Origin of the sequence: Serratia sp. M24T3, assembly GCF_000257645.1 — a bacterium.
Classification (GTDB): domain Bacteria; phylum Pseudomonadota; class Gammaproteobacteria; order Enterobacterales; family Enterobacteriaceae; genus Rouxiella.
In genome coordinates, this window is the sequence record NZ_AJHJ01000013.1 from 38,823 (window position 1) to 57,125 (window position 18,303).

At 50.1% G+C, this 18,303-nt stretch carries 13 protein-coding genes; 6 read left to right on the top strand and 7 right to left on the bottom strand.

The genetic code is table 11. From position 1 onward, the window contains the following. Positions 1-9: 9 nt before the first annotated feature. Positions 10-1,356: a PTS sugar transporter subunit IIC gene (locus SPM24T3_RS12315; RefSeq protein ID WP_009637085.1), complete on the bottom strand. Its 1,347-nt coding sequence runs from the start codon at positions 1,354-1,356 to the stop codon at positions 10-12. Between the two features lie 171 nt (positions 1,357-1,527). On the opposite strand from SPM24T3_RS12315, the gene SPM24T3_RS12320 reads away from it, so the two are divergent. Then, positions 1,528-1,872: a PTS lactose/cellobiose transporter subunit IIA gene (locus tag SPM24T3_RS12320; protein WP_009637086.1), complete on the top strand. Its 345-nt coding sequence runs from the start codon at positions 1,528-1,530 to the stop codon at positions 1,870-1,872. Positions 1,873-1,930: 58 nt separating this feature from the next. Here the strand turns inward: SPM24T3_RS12320 and lysA are convergent, their stop codons facing one another. Further along, the gene (lysA, locus tag SPM24T3_RS12325; protein WP_009637087.1) at positions 1,931-3,202 is read right to left on the bottom strand and encodes a diaminopimelate decarboxylase; all 1,272 of its coding nucleotides are present in this window, start codon (positions 3,200-3,202) and stop codon (positions 1,931-1,933) included. Positions 3,203-3,366: 164 nt separating this feature from the next. Here lysA and SPM24T3_RS12330 point away from each other — a divergent pair, with 164 nt between their 5' ends. After that, positions 3,367-4,308 (top strand): LysR family transcriptional regulator, encoded by a 942-nt coding sequence (locus SPM24T3_RS12330; protein WP_009637088.1) that lies wholly within the window; start codon positions 3,367-3,369, stop codon positions 4,306-4,308. A gap of 45 nt (positions 4,309-4,353) precedes the next feature. On the opposite strand, the gene SPM24T3_RS12335 is transcribed toward SPM24T3_RS12330, so the two are convergent. Then, entirely contained in the window at positions 4,354-5,073 is a 720-nt protein-coding gene (locus tag SPM24T3_RS12335) for a tetratricopeptide repeat protein (protein WP_009637089.1), read from the bottom strand. Between the two features lie 161 nt (positions 5,074-5,234). On the opposite strand from SPM24T3_RS12335, the gene SPM24T3_RS12340 reads away from it, so the two are divergent. Then, a complete protein-coding gene (locus SPM24T3_RS12340; RefSeq protein ID WP_009637090.1) occupies positions 5,235-6,992 on the top strand; it encodes an ABC transporter ATP-binding protein/permease in 1,758 nt (585 codons plus the stop codon). A 60-nt stretch (positions 6,993-7,052) separates the two neighbouring features. On the opposite strand, the gene SPM24T3_RS12345 is transcribed toward SPM24T3_RS12340, so the two are convergent. From SPM24T3_RS12345 to SPM24T3_RS12355, 3 genes are all read right to left on the bottom strand, one after another. After that, positions 7,053-7,988 carry a hypothetical protein gene (locus SPM24T3_RS12345; RefSeq protein WP_009637091.1) on the bottom strand — a complete coding sequence of 312 codons (936 nt, stop codon included), beginning with the start codon at positions 7,986-7,988 and terminating at the stop codon, positions 7,053-7,055. Positions 7,989-8,003: 15 nt separating this feature from the next. Continuing rightward, positions 8,004-8,693, bottom strand: coding sequence for a hypothetical protein (locus tag SPM24T3_RS12350; RefSeq protein WP_009637092.1), 690 nt, complete (start codon positions 8,691-8,693; stop codon positions 8,004-8,006). A 134-nt stretch (positions 8,694-8,827) separates the two neighbouring features. Then, positions 8,828-10,456 carry a PTS transporter subunit EIIC gene (locus SPM24T3_RS12355; protein ID WP_009637093.1) on the bottom strand — a complete coding sequence of 543 codons (1,629 nt, stop codon included), beginning with the start codon at positions 10,454-10,456 and terminating at the stop codon, positions 8,828-8,830. Positions 10,457-11,124: 668 nt separating this feature from the next. Here SPM24T3_RS12355 and SPM24T3_RS12360 point away from each other — a divergent pair. Genes SPM24T3_RS12360 through SPM24T3_RS12370 form a run of 3 tightly spaced genes read left to right on the top strand, consistent with a single transcriptional unit; the run spans position 11,125 to position 16,823 of the window. Beyond that, a complete protein-coding gene (locus SPM24T3_RS12360; RefSeq protein ID WP_009637094.1) occupies positions 11,125-12,258 on the top strand; it encodes an efflux RND transporter periplasmic adaptor subunit in 1,134 nt (377 codons plus the stop codon). Positions 12,259-12,268: 10 nt separating this feature from the next. Beyond that, positions 12,269-15,418 (top strand): efflux RND transporter permease subunit, encoded by a 3,150-nt coding sequence (locus SPM24T3_RS12365; RefSeq protein WP_009637095.1) that lies wholly within the window; start codon positions 12,269-12,271, stop codon positions 15,416-15,418. Further along, positions 15,411-16,823: an efflux transporter outer membrane subunit gene (locus SPM24T3_RS12370; RefSeq protein WP_009637096.1), complete on the top strand. Its 1,413-nt coding sequence runs from the start codon at positions 15,411-15,413 to the stop codon at positions 16,821-16,823. Before SPM24T3_RS12365 ends, SPM24T3_RS12370 begins: the two co-directional genes overlap by 8 nt. A 68-nt stretch (positions 16,824-16,891) precedes the next feature. Here SPM24T3_RS12370 and SPM24T3_RS12375 read toward each other — a convergent pair whose 3' ends face one another. Next, positions 16,892-18,292, bottom strand: coding sequence for an efflux transporter outer membrane subunit (locus tag SPM24T3_RS12375; RefSeq protein ID WP_192807948.1), 1,401 nt, complete (start codon positions 18,290-18,292; stop codon positions 16,892-16,894). Positions 18,293-18,303: the final 11 nt, after the last annotated feature.

Below are 18,303 nucleotides of genomic sequence, written 5' to 3' on the forward strand. Positions count from 1 at the left end.
ATTTTAAAGTCAGGCCGGGCGCTGTACGCCAGCAGATTGATTTTGAAGAGCTTCTTTCTGTGCCTGTTCTGCGCGACGAGAAGCGACTTTGACGAACGGCAGATAAACCCCGGTCGCTACCACAATGCACACCAACTGAGTGACCACGGCTCCCATTGAACCCGCGGTTGACAGCCAGGCGTTGATTACGGGCGGCGTAGTCCACGGCACCATCACCACCGCGCGTCCCGCAAAGCCGAGGCTGGTCGCGAAATAGCCAATAGTGCCGGTAATAAGTGGTGTGATAACGAACGGAATGGCGAGAATCGGATTAAGCATGATCGGCATGCCGAAAATTACGGGTTCATTGATATTGAAGAAGCCCGGACCAAGTGAAAGCTTGGCAATTTCTTTCATCTCTTTGCGGCGAGTCGCCATCAGCACGGCCAACAGTAAGCCAATGGTGCAGCCGGAGCCGCCAATACTCATATAAACGTCCCAAAAAGGCATGGTAATGATGTTGGGAATTTCTTTACCTTGTTCAAAAGCGGTCATGTTGACCATGATTGCGCCAAGCAGCAGCGGTTCGCGGATCGGTTTAATCATCTGATTGCCGTGAATACCGATCACCCAGAACAGTTGCGATACAAACATCAGCAGCAAAATACCCGGCAGGCTTTGCATTACTGATTCAAGCGGGCGTTGAATTACCTGATACACGGCGTCGTAAAGATAAATACCCGTCAGACGATGGAAGACAAACCCAAAAGTCGCCACTACTATCACGGTAATAATGGCCGGAATCAGCGCAGAGAATGAGGCAGAAACGTTAGGCGGTACGCTTTCTGGCATTTTGATGCGCAGCCGGTCAAAAGACTCAAGCTTGGAATAGACTTCGACGGCGAGGATTGCAATAAACATTCCCAGGAACAGACTTTTAGTATCAGAGAACTGTTTTGCCAATACGTCTTTCACCTCCTGCATATGTCCGTTAACCATCATATCCAGCGTGGTTGGCGTGACTGAAATAAAGCAGATGACCGCCAGCAATCCTGGAAATAATGAGCGTGAGCCGTTTATTTTTCCGAGTTCAATACCAATCAGAAATACGGCACCGATAGTCAGAAAACTCAGCGTGGCGTAATTAATACTGGTCATGATCGGTTTTAGTGTGGCGAGAAACGAGAACATCTCGAAATGCGCCAGACCGTTTTTCGGGTCCATCACCATATTGGAAATAAGCACTGAAAATGCACCGACAATAATCACCGGCATCAGTGTGATAAAAGAGGCCTTAATCGCCATAATATATCGCAGGCTATTAAAGGTGTTGGCAAAGCCCCCCAGAGAATCAATAAAACGGTCTTTATAAGACATGACAGCACCTCTGCGAATTGCATGGTTGTGTTGTTGTGTTTTTACACTCATTGGTATGCCAAAAAATAGCGTAACTGAGCTTTATTTCTGTGACCGCATTCGCAGAAGCAAATATTGGAATTCCAATATGATGAATTACGCCAATTTTGGTATGCCAATATGGATTTATCTATGACTTTTGACCTTGAACAGACCAGTCTTGAACAAACGATCATGGAACTGCTGATCAATTCAGGAGAAGCTCGATCCTGTGCCATGATGGCGATTCAAAGCGCTCGCCAGCAAAATTGGCAGGAAGCACAGCGGCAATTAGAGGCGTCACAAACTGCGGCCCGCGAGGCTCACAAGATTCAGACGCTGTTGATTGGGCTTGACGAAGGGAGTGGGAAAATCCCGATGACGCTGATTATGGTGCACGCACAGGATCACTTAATGACCGCAATGCTGTGTCGCGATCTGGCAGAGGAAATTGTGCTACTGCGGCAAGAGATGTTCGCCAAAAATATCTCGGTGTAAAAGTAATAAAAAAGCCGTGGCGCTTATCACGACACGGCTTTTTCAACTCATTGATAGGTTAGATGAGTTCTAACGCCAGCAGCTCTTCAATGGTCTGACGGCGGCGGATAAGACGCGGAACGCCATTCTCAAACAGCACTTCCGGGATCAGCGGACGGCTGTTGTAGTTTGATGACATTGAAGCGCCATAAGCGCCGGTGTCGTGGAAAACCAGATAATCGCCGATGTTTGCCTCAGGCAGATGGCGAGTCTCAACGCCGCCTCCAGCTTGCTGGGTAAACACATCACCGGATTCACATAGCGGCCCGGCAATCACCGATTCGCGCAGCGGCTGCTGGCTAAGGTCACGCCCATCAACAGGCAGCACGGAAATATGGTGATAGCTACCGTACATCGACGGACGCATCAAATCATTGAAACCGGCATCGACCAGCACGTAATGACGGCTGCCCATCGCTTTGGCAGCGCGAATTTGCGCCACCAGCACGCCAGATTCTGCTACCAGGAAACGACCCGGTTCAATCTCAAGGCTGACCGGATGCCCAAGATGTGCGGCAATCTGCTCACGCGCACGGTTCCACAAACCATAATAGTGGCCGGTGTCGATTGACTCACCGCCAAACTGGTAAGGGATTGACAGGCCGCCACCGGCAGAAATCGCTTCAATATCATGCCCCAATTCAATAACCTGCCGCACCATGGTATCGCACACCTGCTCGAGATGCTGGTAGTCAACGCCAGACCCGATGTGCATATGAATGCCCACCAGCTTGAGTTGATAAGTACGAATTTTTTCCAGCGCCTGCGGCAGATCGCCAAACCAGATACCGTGCTTGCTGTTTTCACCGCCAGTATTGGTTTTTTGACTGTGGCCGTGACCAAAACCGGGGTTAACGCGCAACCAAATCGGATGTCCAGGCTTCTGCTGACCAATCTGCTCCAGCATATCAATAGAACCCGCATTGACCGGGATTGATAATTCGGTGACACGATCCAGCGTCCCCTGATCCAGCAGATCGGCGGTAAACACTATTTCACTGTGCTCTCCCGACTGATAGCCCGGCTTAAAACCGGCGGCCAGCGCGCGCTCGATTTCGCCTAAGGAAACTGAGTCCACTTTTACACCTTGCTCGCGCATCAGGCGCAGAATATGAATATTGGAGCTGGCCTTCTGGGCAAAACGGATCACGTCAAACTGGCGCAACTGATTGATACGTTGCTCAATAACCTGTGCATCATAGGCCCAAACCGGGCAGCCAAATTCTTTAACCACTGCCAGCAAATTATCAGCGTTGAGGGCGTTTTCTTTATTCAGAAGATCAAAAGGCATCACGTTCTCCGGCGGGAGCCACGCTGTTTCAGCGCCACTCTCGATATTAAGGGTTTCTAACAATCTGGCTTGATTATGCCGCAGCGCTTTTCGGGATTAAAATATCTATTTAGCGATAGTCTATTCATTTATGATATGGCTTAACCCAATCGAGGAGACAGAACATGCCTGCCCTGTCACTGCGCCATATCGAAATATTCCACGCTGTAATGACTACCGGCAACCTGACGGAGGCCGCAGCGTTATTGCAAACGTCTCAGCCAACGGTCAGTCGCGAACTGGCGCGCTGTGAAAAGCTGCTGAATCTACAGCTTTTTGAACGGCGGCGTGGGCGGTTATTCCCCACTGCGCAAGGGCTGCGGCTGTTCGAAGAAGTCCAGCGTTCCTACTATGGCCTTGATAGAATTATCAATGCTGCCGCAGGTATCCGCCAGTTCGAACAGGCGCAACTGTCGATAGTTTGCCTGCCGGTGTTTAGCCAGTCGCTGCTGCCCGCTGTCTGCCAGATTTTTTTGCAGCAGCATCCACAAGCCAGCTTTAATATCGTGCCGCAGGAGTCGCCGCTGCTGGAGGAGTGGTTATCGGCGCAGCGTCATGATTTAGGGATTACTGAAAACTCGCACACTCCGGCGGGCACCGAACGGCAAACGTTGTTGACGCTCAATGAAGTCTGCGTTTTACCGGCGGGTCACCCTTTGGCAGAGAAAGCGATTATCACGCCGCAGGACTTTAGCGATTTGAACTATATCAGCCTGTCGGCTACTGATAATTATCGTCAGTTGTTGGATGCGCTGTTTAGTGAACACAACATTTCGCGCCGCATGGTGATGGAAACTCACAGCGCTGCCTCGGTGTGTAGCATGGTCGCGCAGGGGATTGGTGTATCGATCGTTAATCCGCTTACCGCGCTGGAATACGCGCAAGCAGGTTTGAAAGGCGCTGGGCGAATCGTTGTCAGGCGGTTCAGCGAAAATGTACCTTTTACCGTAAGCCTGATCCGACCGCTGCATCGCCCGGCCTCGGCGCTGGTTGACGCCTTTATTAACCACTGTCATCAGCAGGCCGAGCATTTTCCTGTTCGCCTGGCCGAAGCGCTTGGAGAATAGAGGGCAAAAGCCCCATCAACGAAAACAAAGCGCAACCCTCTATGATCAGTAATCTTCAACCTTCACGTACTGCCCTGTAGCCTGAACGTTTTCCCCAAACCCGCAGTCTCCGGTGGTTTTCAGGCTCAGGCTCTGCCCGGCAAAGCTCATGGCTACTGTGCAGTCGGAGCCTGCAGCGCTGGCATCATTAATCGAGTTATAAAGTGCCTGATGATGTTTAATCGCTGTCATGGTAGAGAAATCCCCGGTATTAGGACCGTAGTACAGTGACATCGCGCCCATAAACATTCCCCGAAATTGAATAACATACTGACTCTCTTCAGGTTTTACCTCGACAGTGTTCCAGCTCCCCTGCCCGGCATACTGCCAGTAAAGTCCGGCAGGATCTTCTGTGATCGGTTTGGCGAGCAGCTTATTTTCAACTTTTTTGAAGTTGAATTGGGTCTTTCTGTCCTGCGGTGCCAGACTTAACCAGGCTTTGGCTTTGCCATATTGGCCCAGATGTAGATAGGTCAACGCAATATTGTTATACGCAGTAGACGTCTCGCTTGCAGGCAAGTGGCAGAATTCGCTCCAGGCAACCTGATTGCGAAACAGGTTTTGCGCCTTGGTGTAATCGCCCTGCTGGTAGGCCACCTTGCCTGCCGAAGCATAAATACCTGTCTTCAGGCAGTCAGTTTTAATATCGGGCTCATCAATCTTTGCCCAAACGTTAAAGCACATAAACCAGCCTGCCAAAAAGCATGCAGGCAACCAAAATTTCATTGATCTCCCCTTTGTATTGCTAACTTACTCACTGTGGCAAAGGTATAGAACTGTGGCGGACGAAAAACATCCTTACAAGTAGGGCATTGCCCTCTCGCACACTGTCACTCATTCTGGGATGATTAGGAACCACCACTTATTAATATTTTATATGGCTATTTATGACTAAAAAACCTGGGAAAACGGCACGGTGGCGTGCAGTCTGGCAGCTGATTAAGCCCTATTGGCACTCTGAAGAGAAGTGGAAGGCCTGGGGCATGTTGGCGGCAATCATCATTCTTTCGTTGGGATCTGTCTACCTTAGCGTGCAGTTTAACGAATGGAACCGCGTTTTCTACGACGCACTGCAAAACAAAAACTTCCCGATCTTCAAGCAACAGCTGTTTAAATTTACCTGGCTGGCTCTGATATTTATTGTCGTATCCATTTACAAGGTTTACCTGACGCAAGGTTTAGAAATGAACTGGCGTCGCTGGATGACCAACCAATACATGGATAGATGGCTTCATAATCACGCCTATTACTATACCGAGCATCAGCATCAGGTCGATAACCCCGATCAGCGTATTGCCTCCGACCTAAGCGCGTTGACCTCGGGCACTTTGTCGCTGTCTCTCGGCCTGCTTTCGAGCCTGGTCACGCTGTTTTCGTTTGTCACTATCCTGTGGTCGGTCAGCGGGCCAATCAGCTTTATGCTCGGCTCGCACAACATAACCATTCATGGTTACATGCTGTGGTTTGCACTGCTTTATGCGCTGGTAGGGTCGGTTATTGTCGGCTTGATTGGCCGTCCGTTGGTTAAACTGAGCTTTAACCAGGAATGGTTCGAGGCAAACTTCCGTTTCGGTCTGATTCGTATCCGTGAAAACAGTGATGCCATCGCGCTGTATCACGGTGAAAAAAGCGAGAAAAAACAGCTGACCGATAACTTTGAAGCGATCAAGTCTAACTGGTGGTCCTCCATGCGCGTCACTCGACGCCTGAACTTTGCCAGCTCGTTCTACGGTCAGTTTGCGATTATTTTCCCGATCCTGGTTGCTGCCCCGCGCTATTTCTCAGGCGCTATTCAAATGGGTCTGCTGATGCAGATTTCCTCCGCATTCGGGCAGGTACAGGATTCCCTTTCCTGGTTTATCAATGCATTCAACGATCTGGCTAGCTGGAAGGCCTGTGTTAACCGTCTTGCCGGTTTTAATGCTGCCATCGATCAGGTTAACGCCCAACCGCGCAATATCTCTCTGGGTCACGCAAAAGGCAGTGATTTGCAGTTAGATAATCTGACTTTGAACCTGCCGAATGGCAACCCGCTGTTCTCATCGGTTTCTGCTTCACTGGCGACCGGTGAGCGCGTACTGGTGGCCGGGCCTTCAGGCTGTGGCAAATCTACGCTGCTGCGGGCAATTGCAGGAGTATGGCCTTACGGCTCTGGCGAGATTAATACCGCCGAGAACAAGAAACAGCTTTTCTTGCCTCAGCGCAGTTATATTCCCATTGGCTCACTGCGCGAAGCTTTGACTTATCCAGAGGAGACCAGCCTGGAATACACTGACGAGCGGCTTTGCGAGGTGCTGGAATGGTGTAATCTCAGCTATCTGCAACCGGGGCTGGATCAGTACGCTAACTGGAGTCAGCGCCTGTCTCCGGGTGAGCAGCAGAGGCTGGCATTTGCCCGCGCGATGCTGATTAAGCCTGAAATTTTGTATCTCGATGAAGCGACAAGCGCGCTTGACGATGATACCGAGCAGCGAATGTATTCCCTGTTATTGGAAAAACTGCCGAATACCACCGTGCTCAGCGTCGCCCACCGCAACAGCGTGGCCAAATATCATCAGCATTGCTGGCGTTTTAGAGTTCAGGATGATGGCCAGTGCAATATGACGGCGTCAAACTTGCATCCAGAACTGGTAGTAAATAAGTAATTGTTAAGCCCTCCTTTGATTAAGGGAGGGCTTTCTCTCTGTAGATTCTCTTCTTTTTAGTCACACTATTCTTCTCGACGATAATCCGTTGCGCTGTCTCATACGACGAAAATCCTGTTGCAGCTTATCGAACAGTTTGATGCTTTTGAGTTCATCTTTATCATCGAATGGCGCTGTTTCTATTTTTAGCGGAGCCGTTTGCTCGCGACTTACTTCAATGATTTTTTTCGTCCACGGAATTTTTGCTTTAGATTTTAGGTACTGATTAAAAACAACGGAAAACTCCTTTAACCCAGGTTCAGGGGCAGCTTCCGGCTCTAATTTTCGAAGTTTTAAAAGATGAGCAGGCTTGGGCGGAACAGGAGGCTTACTCACCACCGGCGGCTTCTCAGGCACAGGCTCGCTGATTTTTGCTGATCTTAAACTTTCGTATTTCCCCACATTATCAATATCGTTATAAAAATCGACCAACCCTTTAAAACTAACCTTTCTTTGCCCATAAGGCGTTGCGGCTTTAACGGCTGGAGGATTGATCATATTTAACCGGCTAATTTTATAGCCATGCAAAGGCTTTTTTGGCTCGGCTTTACCTCCATCAGTAGACTTTTCAATCAATGGCTGGGTCTGGATTCTGGGCGTTATATTTTCCTGAGGAATCACAGCATCAGTTTGCGTTTGCTTATCCGCGAACTCTTTTACCGTAAGTGTTCGCCAACTTGATGAGCCGTTATCCCCGAAACTATTTTGGACCTCATCAATATCAGCATATAACGCCTCATATCTAGCTCGTGTATTATTTAATAGCTTCATATAATCTTTATTAAAAGATATCTCCTCCTGAGGTATATTTCTTACTGTAGTCATTGCCTGGCAAAAATTCGATGATTGCAAGGTGGCTTTGACTTGCTGATACGGCGTTACGTTTACTTGCTTATTTAATGGCGTGTTATTATATATTCTCAAAAGGTTGCCCTCCCTGGCATAGTCAAAAATCATAGAATCATTGATTTGTTATTCAACATTTTTACGAGAAGCTAAATCAGCATTAGCTTCTAATGCAAGTTTTGTATAGAGCGAGCTCTGTCCGTGGTTATTTATTCTTTCGGCCGGATCTTTTTTATTAAAATCCACTGAAAGCACGGGTGATCTTACTACACCGTCCCAGATGTTAAATTGGCCCTGAGGCTGCCTAAAAACCATGCTACTTTCAAGTTCAGCCGGGGTCATTTCTTTCCTCATCCAGGAAAACTTATCGCCGCCCAAAGATTTTTTCTCATATTTATCAAGAATAGAACCGGTAGGCGAGTTTGGCGTTAGTGCTTCTTTAATGCTCACTTCCTCTCCGGCGCTTTTATTCTTGCCAATAGGGCCAAACTTGGCATAGACACTGCTGATAATTTTAAATTTTTCTTTCCCCACCTGCTCTTCAGGTTTTATTTTACCTCGAGAAATAGCATCTAAATTCAATTTACCTACAGCAAGACCTATAACACTACTTTTCTGATATGACTTTAGAAAGTTTGTGACTATTTTCTTCTCCGTGTTGAGGTGATTTATTTCACTGGCAAAATTTGACGTTATTTTCTTGGCAGAGTTTTTCAGTAATTCAATTAAATGATTGGTTCTAGGGGCGATATTTGCTTTTTGAATAAACTCTGCTCCTATTCTTTGGGAGGCAAAACTTAATTGGCTAATTGACATGGTAATTCCCTCGGCAGTTTGGGTCTGAAATGTTTTGACGTCTAGACATTACCTCCCTGCTGGAAATATGAACAGTCAGAAAACGCTCATTTAAAAAAATGAGCGTTTTCTATAAGACTTTATTAATAGAACCTTTAACTGGCTAGCTTAACTTTTACATCATTGGCTATTTTTTCCACCTGCGGACCATAAATCACATGGACATCTGTCTCGGTTACTCGTTTCACGCCCATAGCTCCGGTTGTCATCAGCGTTTTATCCACTACCTGCGACATGTCTACGACTTTTACTCTCAATCGCGTAAAACAGCAGTCGACGCTGGAAATATTACCCTCTCCCCCTAATCCTTTAATTATATTGGTCGTCTTTTCGCTCGCGGAAGATGTTGCTGCAGAGGTTGAAGCAGGGCCCACCGCCGAGATTCCACGCAGGTCTTCGCTTTCGGCATCATCTTCACGGCCAGGCGTTTTGATGTGCATTCTGGTAATTACCCAATGGAAAGAAAAATAGTAAAGCGGTGCGTAAACGATCCCCAGAATCAGTGGATACCACCAATGCGTTTTGCTCCCGCCAAGAATCCCAAATATCACCCAGTCAATTGCCCCGCCCTGCACATTACCAATCATCACGTGCAGTGATTGCATCAGTACAAAGGAAATACCCGTCAATACGGCGTGCAAAATGTAGAGCACCGGCGAGATAAAGATAAAACAGAATTCCAGCGGTTCTGTGATGCCCGTGGTGAATGAGGCTAGCGCCCCTGCCAGCATCAGCGCCTTTACGCGCTCTTTATGCTCAGGTTTGGCGGTGTGGTACATCGCCAATGCCGCAGCAGGAAGGCCAAACATCATGACCGGGATTTTCCCCTGTGCCAGAAAACGGGTTGCCTCCCGCGTGACGTCATCGCTCACAGCTCCGGGATTAGCCAGCGAGGCGTTGAAAATATTCAGCGCGCCCACCACGCTTTGGTGGTCCACAGTCGCCACGCCGCCCAGCGGTGTAAAACGCACGGTTTCATTAATAATGTGATGTAGTCCGGTGGGAATAAGCAGCCGTTCAGAAGTCGCGTAAATAAATGTGCCGACTTCTCCTGTTCGGCCAATCAGCTCACCCACCCACTGAATCCCCAGCGCTACGGTCGGCCAGACGAGAGAAACCAAAACGCCAACGATTGGCAGCACCACTACGGTAATAATCGGCACAAAACGGCGGCCACCAAAAAACGCCACTGCGGTAGGCAAAACGATCGTATAAAAGCGGTTATGCAGGAACATGGTAATTAGCCCGACCAGCACCCCGCCGAGGACACTCATGTTGTAGGTAAAAATCCCCAGCGTGTTGGTGAACTCAGAGGCAAAGATCATCGCGTCGCTGGACGACATGCCCTGCGCAGTAAGATGCTGAACCGACGTAGTCGCCGGAGTAATGTTTTGCGCCAGCAGGCTGTAATTAATCCCGACATGCAGCCCGACGAAACCAATCACTGCGGAAAAGGCAGCGGTTGCCTTCTCTGCATTGGCCAGTCCCATTGCCGTAGCCACGGCGAAAAATATCGGTAGATTGGCAAAAAGTGCGCTCGACACCTGACGAATAAAGCCTATGACCAGCTGCAAAGCCCTCAAATGGGTAAATGTATCGCCAGTGACATTGGGGTTTTGTAAAGCCGATGCCAACCCAAGAAAGATCCCCGCTGCGGCAATAACCGAGATGGGTGTCATCAGTGCCTTGCCTAAGTCATGGATTTTGCTTCCTAATTTCAACATGTGCTATCCCTCGGAGTTCGTTGCTTAAAAAGCGTTCACTATTGAGTAAAGTCACACAATGAATTGCTGTATAGACCTGTAGGCCAGGACTATGAAAGAGATCACAGTTTGTTAACATTTAGAAAGCAGAGTATAGTGTAGCAGTTAGTGCTATCGGCTTAGGGAAAGTAGGGGTTTTGCAGAAGGTTTGGGCGAAAAAAAGCCCACATCGGACAGTGGGCATCAGGGTTGCGATATACCGATTTTTATAAACCGGTTGCAACAATGCAAATGTGAGAACTGCTCGCTCTCAAGGAGTACGTTAACGGCATTTATCGGATAACAGCAGTCATTTCTGGTAAGGCCACTGTTAAAAAGTATTTCTTACTTTGATCGGGATCATACTTTTATGAATTCCTGCAAAACCTGAAAAGCAGAATATCCTTCTGCTTTATGCTGATAAAATAGTTTTGTATGTGACTACTTTTCGCCCTTGGGTTTTAAAAGTTCTAAAATTTGATAGCTATTCACAAAATTCATTATCAGATTTGACTTTTCTTGTCACGAAACATTGAAATATTTAGACATATCTAACAACCAAATACTTACAGAGTGAATTGACCGCCTCTCGTATAGTGGGGGACTTATTGAGAATGATTGTTCTCAACCCCCCTAAGAGAGTGAATTCTATGCGCCTGAAGGTTCTTTCTGTCAGTACTGTGCTACTGCTTTCCGCTTGTGATGGGTCCAGTTCGGCCCCGCAAGCAGCTGCCCAAGCTCCAGCTGTTGAATACGTCAACCTGCAATCAAAACCAGTTACCTTGACGACTAGTCTGCCAGGCCGTACCGATGCGGTAAAAACTGCAGAAGTTCGTCCTCAGGTCAGCGGCGTTATTTTGAAACGTACCTTTGTTGAAGGTGGTGAAGTCAAGGCTGGTCAACAGCTTTATCAAATCGATCCTGCAACTTATCAGGCAGCTTATGATAAAGCACTTGCCACCTACAAAAGCGCAGCGGCAACCTCTACTCGCTACAAAGGTCTGGTTTCCTCCAACGCCGTCAGCCGCCAGGTTTATGACGATGCTGTAGCATCGACCGGCGAAGCAGCTGCCGATCTGGAAACAGCCCGCGTCAACCTGCAATACACCAAGGTTTATGCACCAATTTCTGGCCACATTAGCCGCTCTACCGTGACAGAAGGTGCATTGGTCACCAACGGTCAGACTACTGACCTGGCAACCATCACTCAGCTGAATCCTATCTATGTTGACGTCAGCGAATCATCCACTGATTTGCTAAAACTGCGTCGCGCTCTGGCTGAAGGCAAAGTCGCTTCCGCCGGTGAAAATGCGGCCAAAGTTCAACTGACTCTGGAAGACGGTAGCCAATACAGCCTGCCGGGTAAACTGGAATTCTCCGAAGTGACCGTAGATGAAGGTACAGGTTCTGTTACGCTGCGTGCCTCGTTCCCCAACCCGAATGATGAGCTGTTGCCAGGGATGTTCGTTCACGCAACCCTGAGTCAGGCTGTTGATCAGAATGGTATTCTGGCTCCTCAGGAAGCCATCATGCATAACAACAAAGGCAAACCTTATGTCTATATTGTTAATGCAGATAACACCGTTGAAGAGCGTGACATCAGCACTGGCCCAATGATTTCTGGTGACTGGCTGGTCACTTCCGGCTTGAATGCCGGCGATAAAGTCATTACTGACGGACTGCAAAACGTACACCCTGGCGCCAAAGTTAACGGCAGCGAACGTAAAGAAGCAGCCCCGAAAGTGGACGCAAATCTGTCAATGACTGATCCATCCGCGCAATAGAGGAACACAGATGTCTACTTTCTTTATTAACCGCCCGATATTCGCCTGGGTGGTCGCGATTGTCATTATGTTAGCCGGTGCGCTATCGATAATGAAATTGCCAATAAACCAATATCCAAACATTGCGCCTCCAGCCATCTCTGTTGCCGTTACCTATCCTGGTGCATCAGCCGAGACGACTCAGAACACTGTGGTTCAGGTAATTGAACAACAGCTGAACGGTCTGGATGGATTACGTTATATCGAATCGCAAAGCGCCAGCGACGGTAGTGCAACTATCATCGTTACTTTCGATCAGGGTACTGACCCGGATATCGCTCAGGTTCAGGTTCAGAACAAAGTGTCTCTGGCCGAATCTCAGCTGCCGACTGAAGTTGTCAATCAGGGGATCCGCGTAGCCAAGTATCAGCAAAACTTTATGCTGGTAGTCGGCCTGGCCTCGACTGATGGCAAGCTCAGCAATTCCGACTTGGGTAACCTGCTGGTGACCAAGATGGAAGACCCGATCGTGCGTACCAAAGGCGTGGGTGACTTCCAGGTGTTCGGTTCAGAGTACGCGATGCGTGTCTGGCTCGATCCGGCCAAGATGTACAAATACTCGCTGGTTCCTAGTGATGTTACTACTGCGATTGAAGCCCAGAACGTTCAGGTTTCATCTGGTGCGCTTGGCGGTCTGCCAACCATTAAAGATTCAAAAATCAACGCCACTATTATTGGTAAAACGCGTTTCGACAGCGTTAAACAATTCCAGAACGTGCTGTTGAAAGTGAATCCGGACGGTTCTCAGGTTCGTTTGAGTGATATTTCGAACATTGATCTGGGTCCTGAAAGCTACTCTATTTCCGGTGCCTACAACGGCAGTCCGGCTACGGGTATCGCATTACGTCTGGCTACCGGCGCGAACGTGCTGGACACTGCCAACGCGGTTAAAGCCACCATCGCCGGTTTGCAGTCTTCATTACCTGCAGGCGTGAAAGTTGTTTATCCGTACCAGACTTCACCCGTGGTTAGTGCATCGATTCATGAAGTGGTGAAAACCCTGATTGAAGCGATCATCCTGGTGTTCTTCGTGATGTTGCTGTTCCTCCAAAACCTGCGTGCGACTCTGGTAACGACCATGGTAGTTCCAGTGGTGTTGCTGGGTACCTTCGGTCTGTTGAACGCATTTGGCTTCTCGATAAACACCCTGACGATGTTCGGGATGGTGCTCGCCATCGGCCTGTTGGTGGATGACGCCATCGTGGTGGTAGAGAACGTCGAACGTATAATGCACGAGGAAAAACTGTCGCCGAAAGAAGCGACCATCAAGTCGATGGCGCAGATTCAGGGCGCGCTGTTTGGTATTGCACTGGTACTGTCTGCCGTATTGGTTCCAATGGCATTCTTCGCCGGTTCCACCGGTATTATCTATCGTCAGTTCTCGATAACCATCGTTTCCGCGATGGCGCTGTCAGTGCTTATGGCGCTTATCTTTACCCCTGCGCTGTGTGCAACTATCATCAAGCAGGGTTCTGAAGAACAGAAAACCACCGGATTCGCCGGCTGGTTTAACCGTAACTTCGACAAGGGCGCTGCTAAATACACCTCCAGCGTTGCGGGCGTAATCTCCCGTCGTCGTCTGTTTATGGTGATTTATCTGCTGATCGTGGTCGCCATGGGTTATATGTTTACCCGTGTTCCAACCACCTTCCTGCCGGATGAAGACCAGGGGATTCTGTTCGTGCAGGCAACGTTGCCAGCCAACGCCTCGGCTGAACGTACTCAGGCGGTTCTGGATAACGTCCGTGAATACTTCCAGAAGAATGAAAGCGCCAACGTGGTTTCCGTGTTTACTGCCAACGGCTTTAGCTTCGCCGGTCGTGGTCAGAACGTCGGTATCGGCTTCGTTTCATTAAAAGACTGGGATTCCCGTCCAGGCACGGCAAACAGTGTGCAGTCCATCGCCGCACGCGCCATGGCTCACTTCTCGACGATGAAAGATGCCAAGGTATTTGCCTTCGTACCGCCAGCCGTACTTGAGTTGGGTAATGCCACCGGTTTCGACTTCTATCTGCAGGATACCAACGCGCAGGGCCATGCAGCACTGATGGCAGCACGTAATCAGTTCCTCGGAATGGCGGCCAAAGACAAACGTCTGATGGCAACGCGTCCAAACGGTATGGAAGATGAACCACAGTATCAGCTGGAAATTAACGACGAGAAGGCAAGTGCTCTGGGCCTCAGCCTAAGCGACATTAACGCCACCTTGTCTGCGGTGTGGGGTTCAACCTACATCAACCAGTTCATGTTTAATGACCGTGTCAAGAAAGTCTACATGCAGGGCCGTTCTGCATCGCGCGTAACGCCTGAAGATTTGAACAAATGGTATTTCCGTAACAGTTCTGGTCAGATGGTTCCGTGGTCTGCGTTTGGTTCAGGTAAATGGGTCTACGGTTCTCCACGCTTCGAGCGCTTTAACGGCGTGTCATCGGTAGAGATCCTGGGTTCACCGTCTGCGGGTTATAGCTCCGGTGATGCCACTAAAGCTGTGCTCGAAATTGCCAAGAAACTGCCACCGGGCTTCAAAATCGCATGGCACGGTTTGTCATACGAAGAGCAGGCAGCAGGATCGCAGACTCCAGCACTGTATACTCTGTCGATTATCGTGGTATTCCTGTGTCTGGCAGCACTATATGAGAGTTGGTCTATTCCATTCTCTGTCATCCTAGTGGTTCCATTGGGTATACTGGGTACAATCGGTGCAGTATTACTCCGTGGATTATCCAACGACGTCTTCTTCCAGGTAGGCCTTTTGACTACGGTGGGGCTGGCAGCCAAGAACGCCATCCTGATCGTTGAATTTGCCAAAGAACTACACGAAAAAGAAGGAATGTCGCTCATTGATGCAGCCGTAGAAGCAGCTAAACTCCGTATCAGGCCAATTATTATGACCTCGATGGCGTTTATCCTCGGTGTTATACCTCTGACCATTTCGCATGGTGCAGGTTCTGGTAGTCAGCACTCGATCGGTACTGCGGTAGTAGGTGGGATGATAACGGCAACATTCCTGGCGATTTTCTTTGTTCCAATGTTCTACGTGGTCGTGGTTAACCTATTTACACGTAAGTCAAAAAAACAAGATAAGCCGCATTCAGATACTGAGGTTTCGAACCATGAATAAACCACGTTTTGCGCTGCCAATGTTCTCAGCGCTGACATTGACTATTTTGGCCGGCTGTACCATGGAGCCCAAGTACAACCGACCGGCACTGCCGGTTGCGAGTGACTGGACCACCAGCAAAGGCGTTGATGCTGGTAAAATCCAGGACATCGGCTGGAGTCAATTCTTTAATCAACCTGATATGAAGCAGGTGATTACTTTAGCTCTGGCAAACAACCGCGACCTTAGGGTCGCGGCATTAAACGTCGATACCGCGCGTGCGACCTTCCAGATTGATCGTGCAGCACTGCTGCCGACGCTGGATGGCACCGCCAGCGGCACCGGTACTCACCTGCCTGCCGGAATTTACTCGACCAAAAGTACCGGCGCGGTTACCTATCATGATTACTCGGCTGGCGTGGGTGTAAGCGCCTACGAACTTGACCTGTTTGGTCGCGTTCGCAGCCTGCGTGATCAGGGTCTGGAAACTTACCTGGCAACCGCAGCAACTCAGCGAGCAACCCAAATCAGCCTGGTAGCCCAGGTTGGTGAAGGTTACCTGAGCCTGGCGGCAGATAACGACTTGCTGAAACTGGCTATCGATACTGCCAACAGCCAGAACAATTCTTACCTGTTGACCAAACGCAGCTACGATCAGGGCGTAAGCAACTCGCAGGATCTGGCTCAGGCCGAAACCACCGTACGTAGCGCGCAGGCTGATATCGCGCAATACACCCGTCAGGTTCGTCAGGACGTTAACGCCCTGACCCTGCTGGTCGGTGCCGAAATCCCAGAAAAATTGCTGCAAAATGCCAGTCTGAACAACAACTGGAACTTCCCGCAAACCCCGGCGGGTCTTCCTTCAGACCTGTTGACGCGTCGCCCGGATATCATCGCAGCCGAGCACACACTGAAAGCGGCCAACGCCAACATCGGTGCAGCGCGTGCAGCGTTCTTCCCACGCATCTCTCTGACCGGTTCTTACGGTACCGAGAGCGGCAGCCTGAGCAACCTGTTCAGTGCTGGCAGCGGCGCATGGTCATTCGGTCCGTCACTGAGCATTCCTATCTTTGACGGCGGCGTGAACCGTGCAAATCTGGATATTGCCAAGGACGAGAAGAAAATCGAGATTGCCAACTACGAGAAAGCCATTCAGACCGCCTTTAAAGAGGTTTCTGATGGTCTTGCCGGTCAGGCAACCTACGGCAATCAGTTGAAATCTGTTCAACAGGCGACCGATGCCAACCAGCGTAACTTCGACCTGTCACAGCAGCGCTTCCAGGGTGGCGTAGACAGCTACCTGAGCGTACTGGTTGCGCAGCGTTCACTGTATGCCTCTCAGCAAACGCTGATTTCTACCAAACTGGCGCAGTTGAACTCTGACATTACTCTGTTCAAAGCACTGGGCGGCGGCTGGAAGGAGTAATCTTCCGTCCCCTGTCACCAGAAACAAAAACGCCAGCAAATGCTGGCGTTTTTTTTGACAATGAATAATTACTCTTTGGCTTGCCAGCCACCGCCGAGAGCGGCGATGAGTTTGACGCTGGTCACCATCTGCGTGCCGAGCAGGGACAGTACATTCTGCTGCTGGCTCAGACTGGTATTTTGCGTCGTTGCCACGTCAAGATAGTTAATCATCCCCGCCTGATACTGATTGAAAGTCACCCTCGCAGAGTCTTTGGCTGACTGGGCCGCATTTTGCTGGGCAGTCATCTCGCTGTCGATGGTGTGCAACTCAACCAGATAGTCTTCCACCTCACCCATGGCGGTTAACACGCTTTGGCGATAAGCCGCTACGTCTGCATCATACGCAGCTTCCGCTTCGGCAACCTTGCCGCGCGTTGCGCCAAAATCAAGCACCGTCTGGCTCAGCTCGGGTCCTAACGACCAGACGCGATTCGGCAATGTGAACAGGTTATGCAGCGCCGTGCCGGTAAAACCTCCGCTGGCGCTGAGGGTTAAGTCAGGATAGTACGCGGCTGTTGCAACTCCCACCGCCGCATTGGCCGAAGCCATGTTGCGCTCGGCAGCAGAAATATCCGGGCGGCGCTGCAACAGTTGCGAAGGCAGGCCCGCCGGAATGGACGGCAGCGTAAACTTGATAGGCTCTGCCGCAAGGCTGAACTGGGCCGGAGGCTTGCCGATCAGAATGGCGATTGCATGTTCGAGCTGCGCGCGCTGCCACTGCAAATCCAGCGCCGAAGCTTTGGTGGTTTCGAGCTGAGTTTGCGCCTGCGCCAGCGTCGCCCGCGAGGTGTTGCCACCGGTATACTGATTCTGAATAACCGTCAGGTAACGCTGATAGTCATCAACGCTTTGCTGGTAGAGCGCAATCTGCGCGTCCATCACCCGCAGTTGGAAATAATCCTGCGCCAGCTCCGACTGCGCGCTCAGCGTGGCGTTGGCCAGATCCGCCGCGCTGGACTCCGCATTGGCACGCTGTTCTTCAACCGTGCGGCGCAGCTTGCCCCAGATATCAAGTTCCCAGCTCGCTCCGAGACTCACCGACTGTTTGTTGCTGGCAACCGACCCAGTGCCGCTGCGCGTGCTGTCACCCGTGGCGGTAACCTGCGGGAAAAGCTCGGCTCGCGCCTGTGTCACCAATGCCTGCGCCTGACGATACTGCGCGGCATACTGCGCCACGTTCTGGTTGGAAATTTGTACCAGGCTCATCAGAGCAGAAAGCTGTGGGTCCTGATAAACCGACCACCAGTCGCCCTTGCTCTGGTTATCTTTTGGCGTAGTCGCCGTCCAGCCCTTGGCCTCTTTAAAGGCGGTCGGCATTGCTACCGCAGGACGGTGATAGTCAGGGCCAACGGTACAGCCGACCAGCGCTAACACCAGCGCCAATGGGGCCAGACGAAAAGTCCGGGAACCTGCTTTAATTGATGTCATCACGGGCTTCA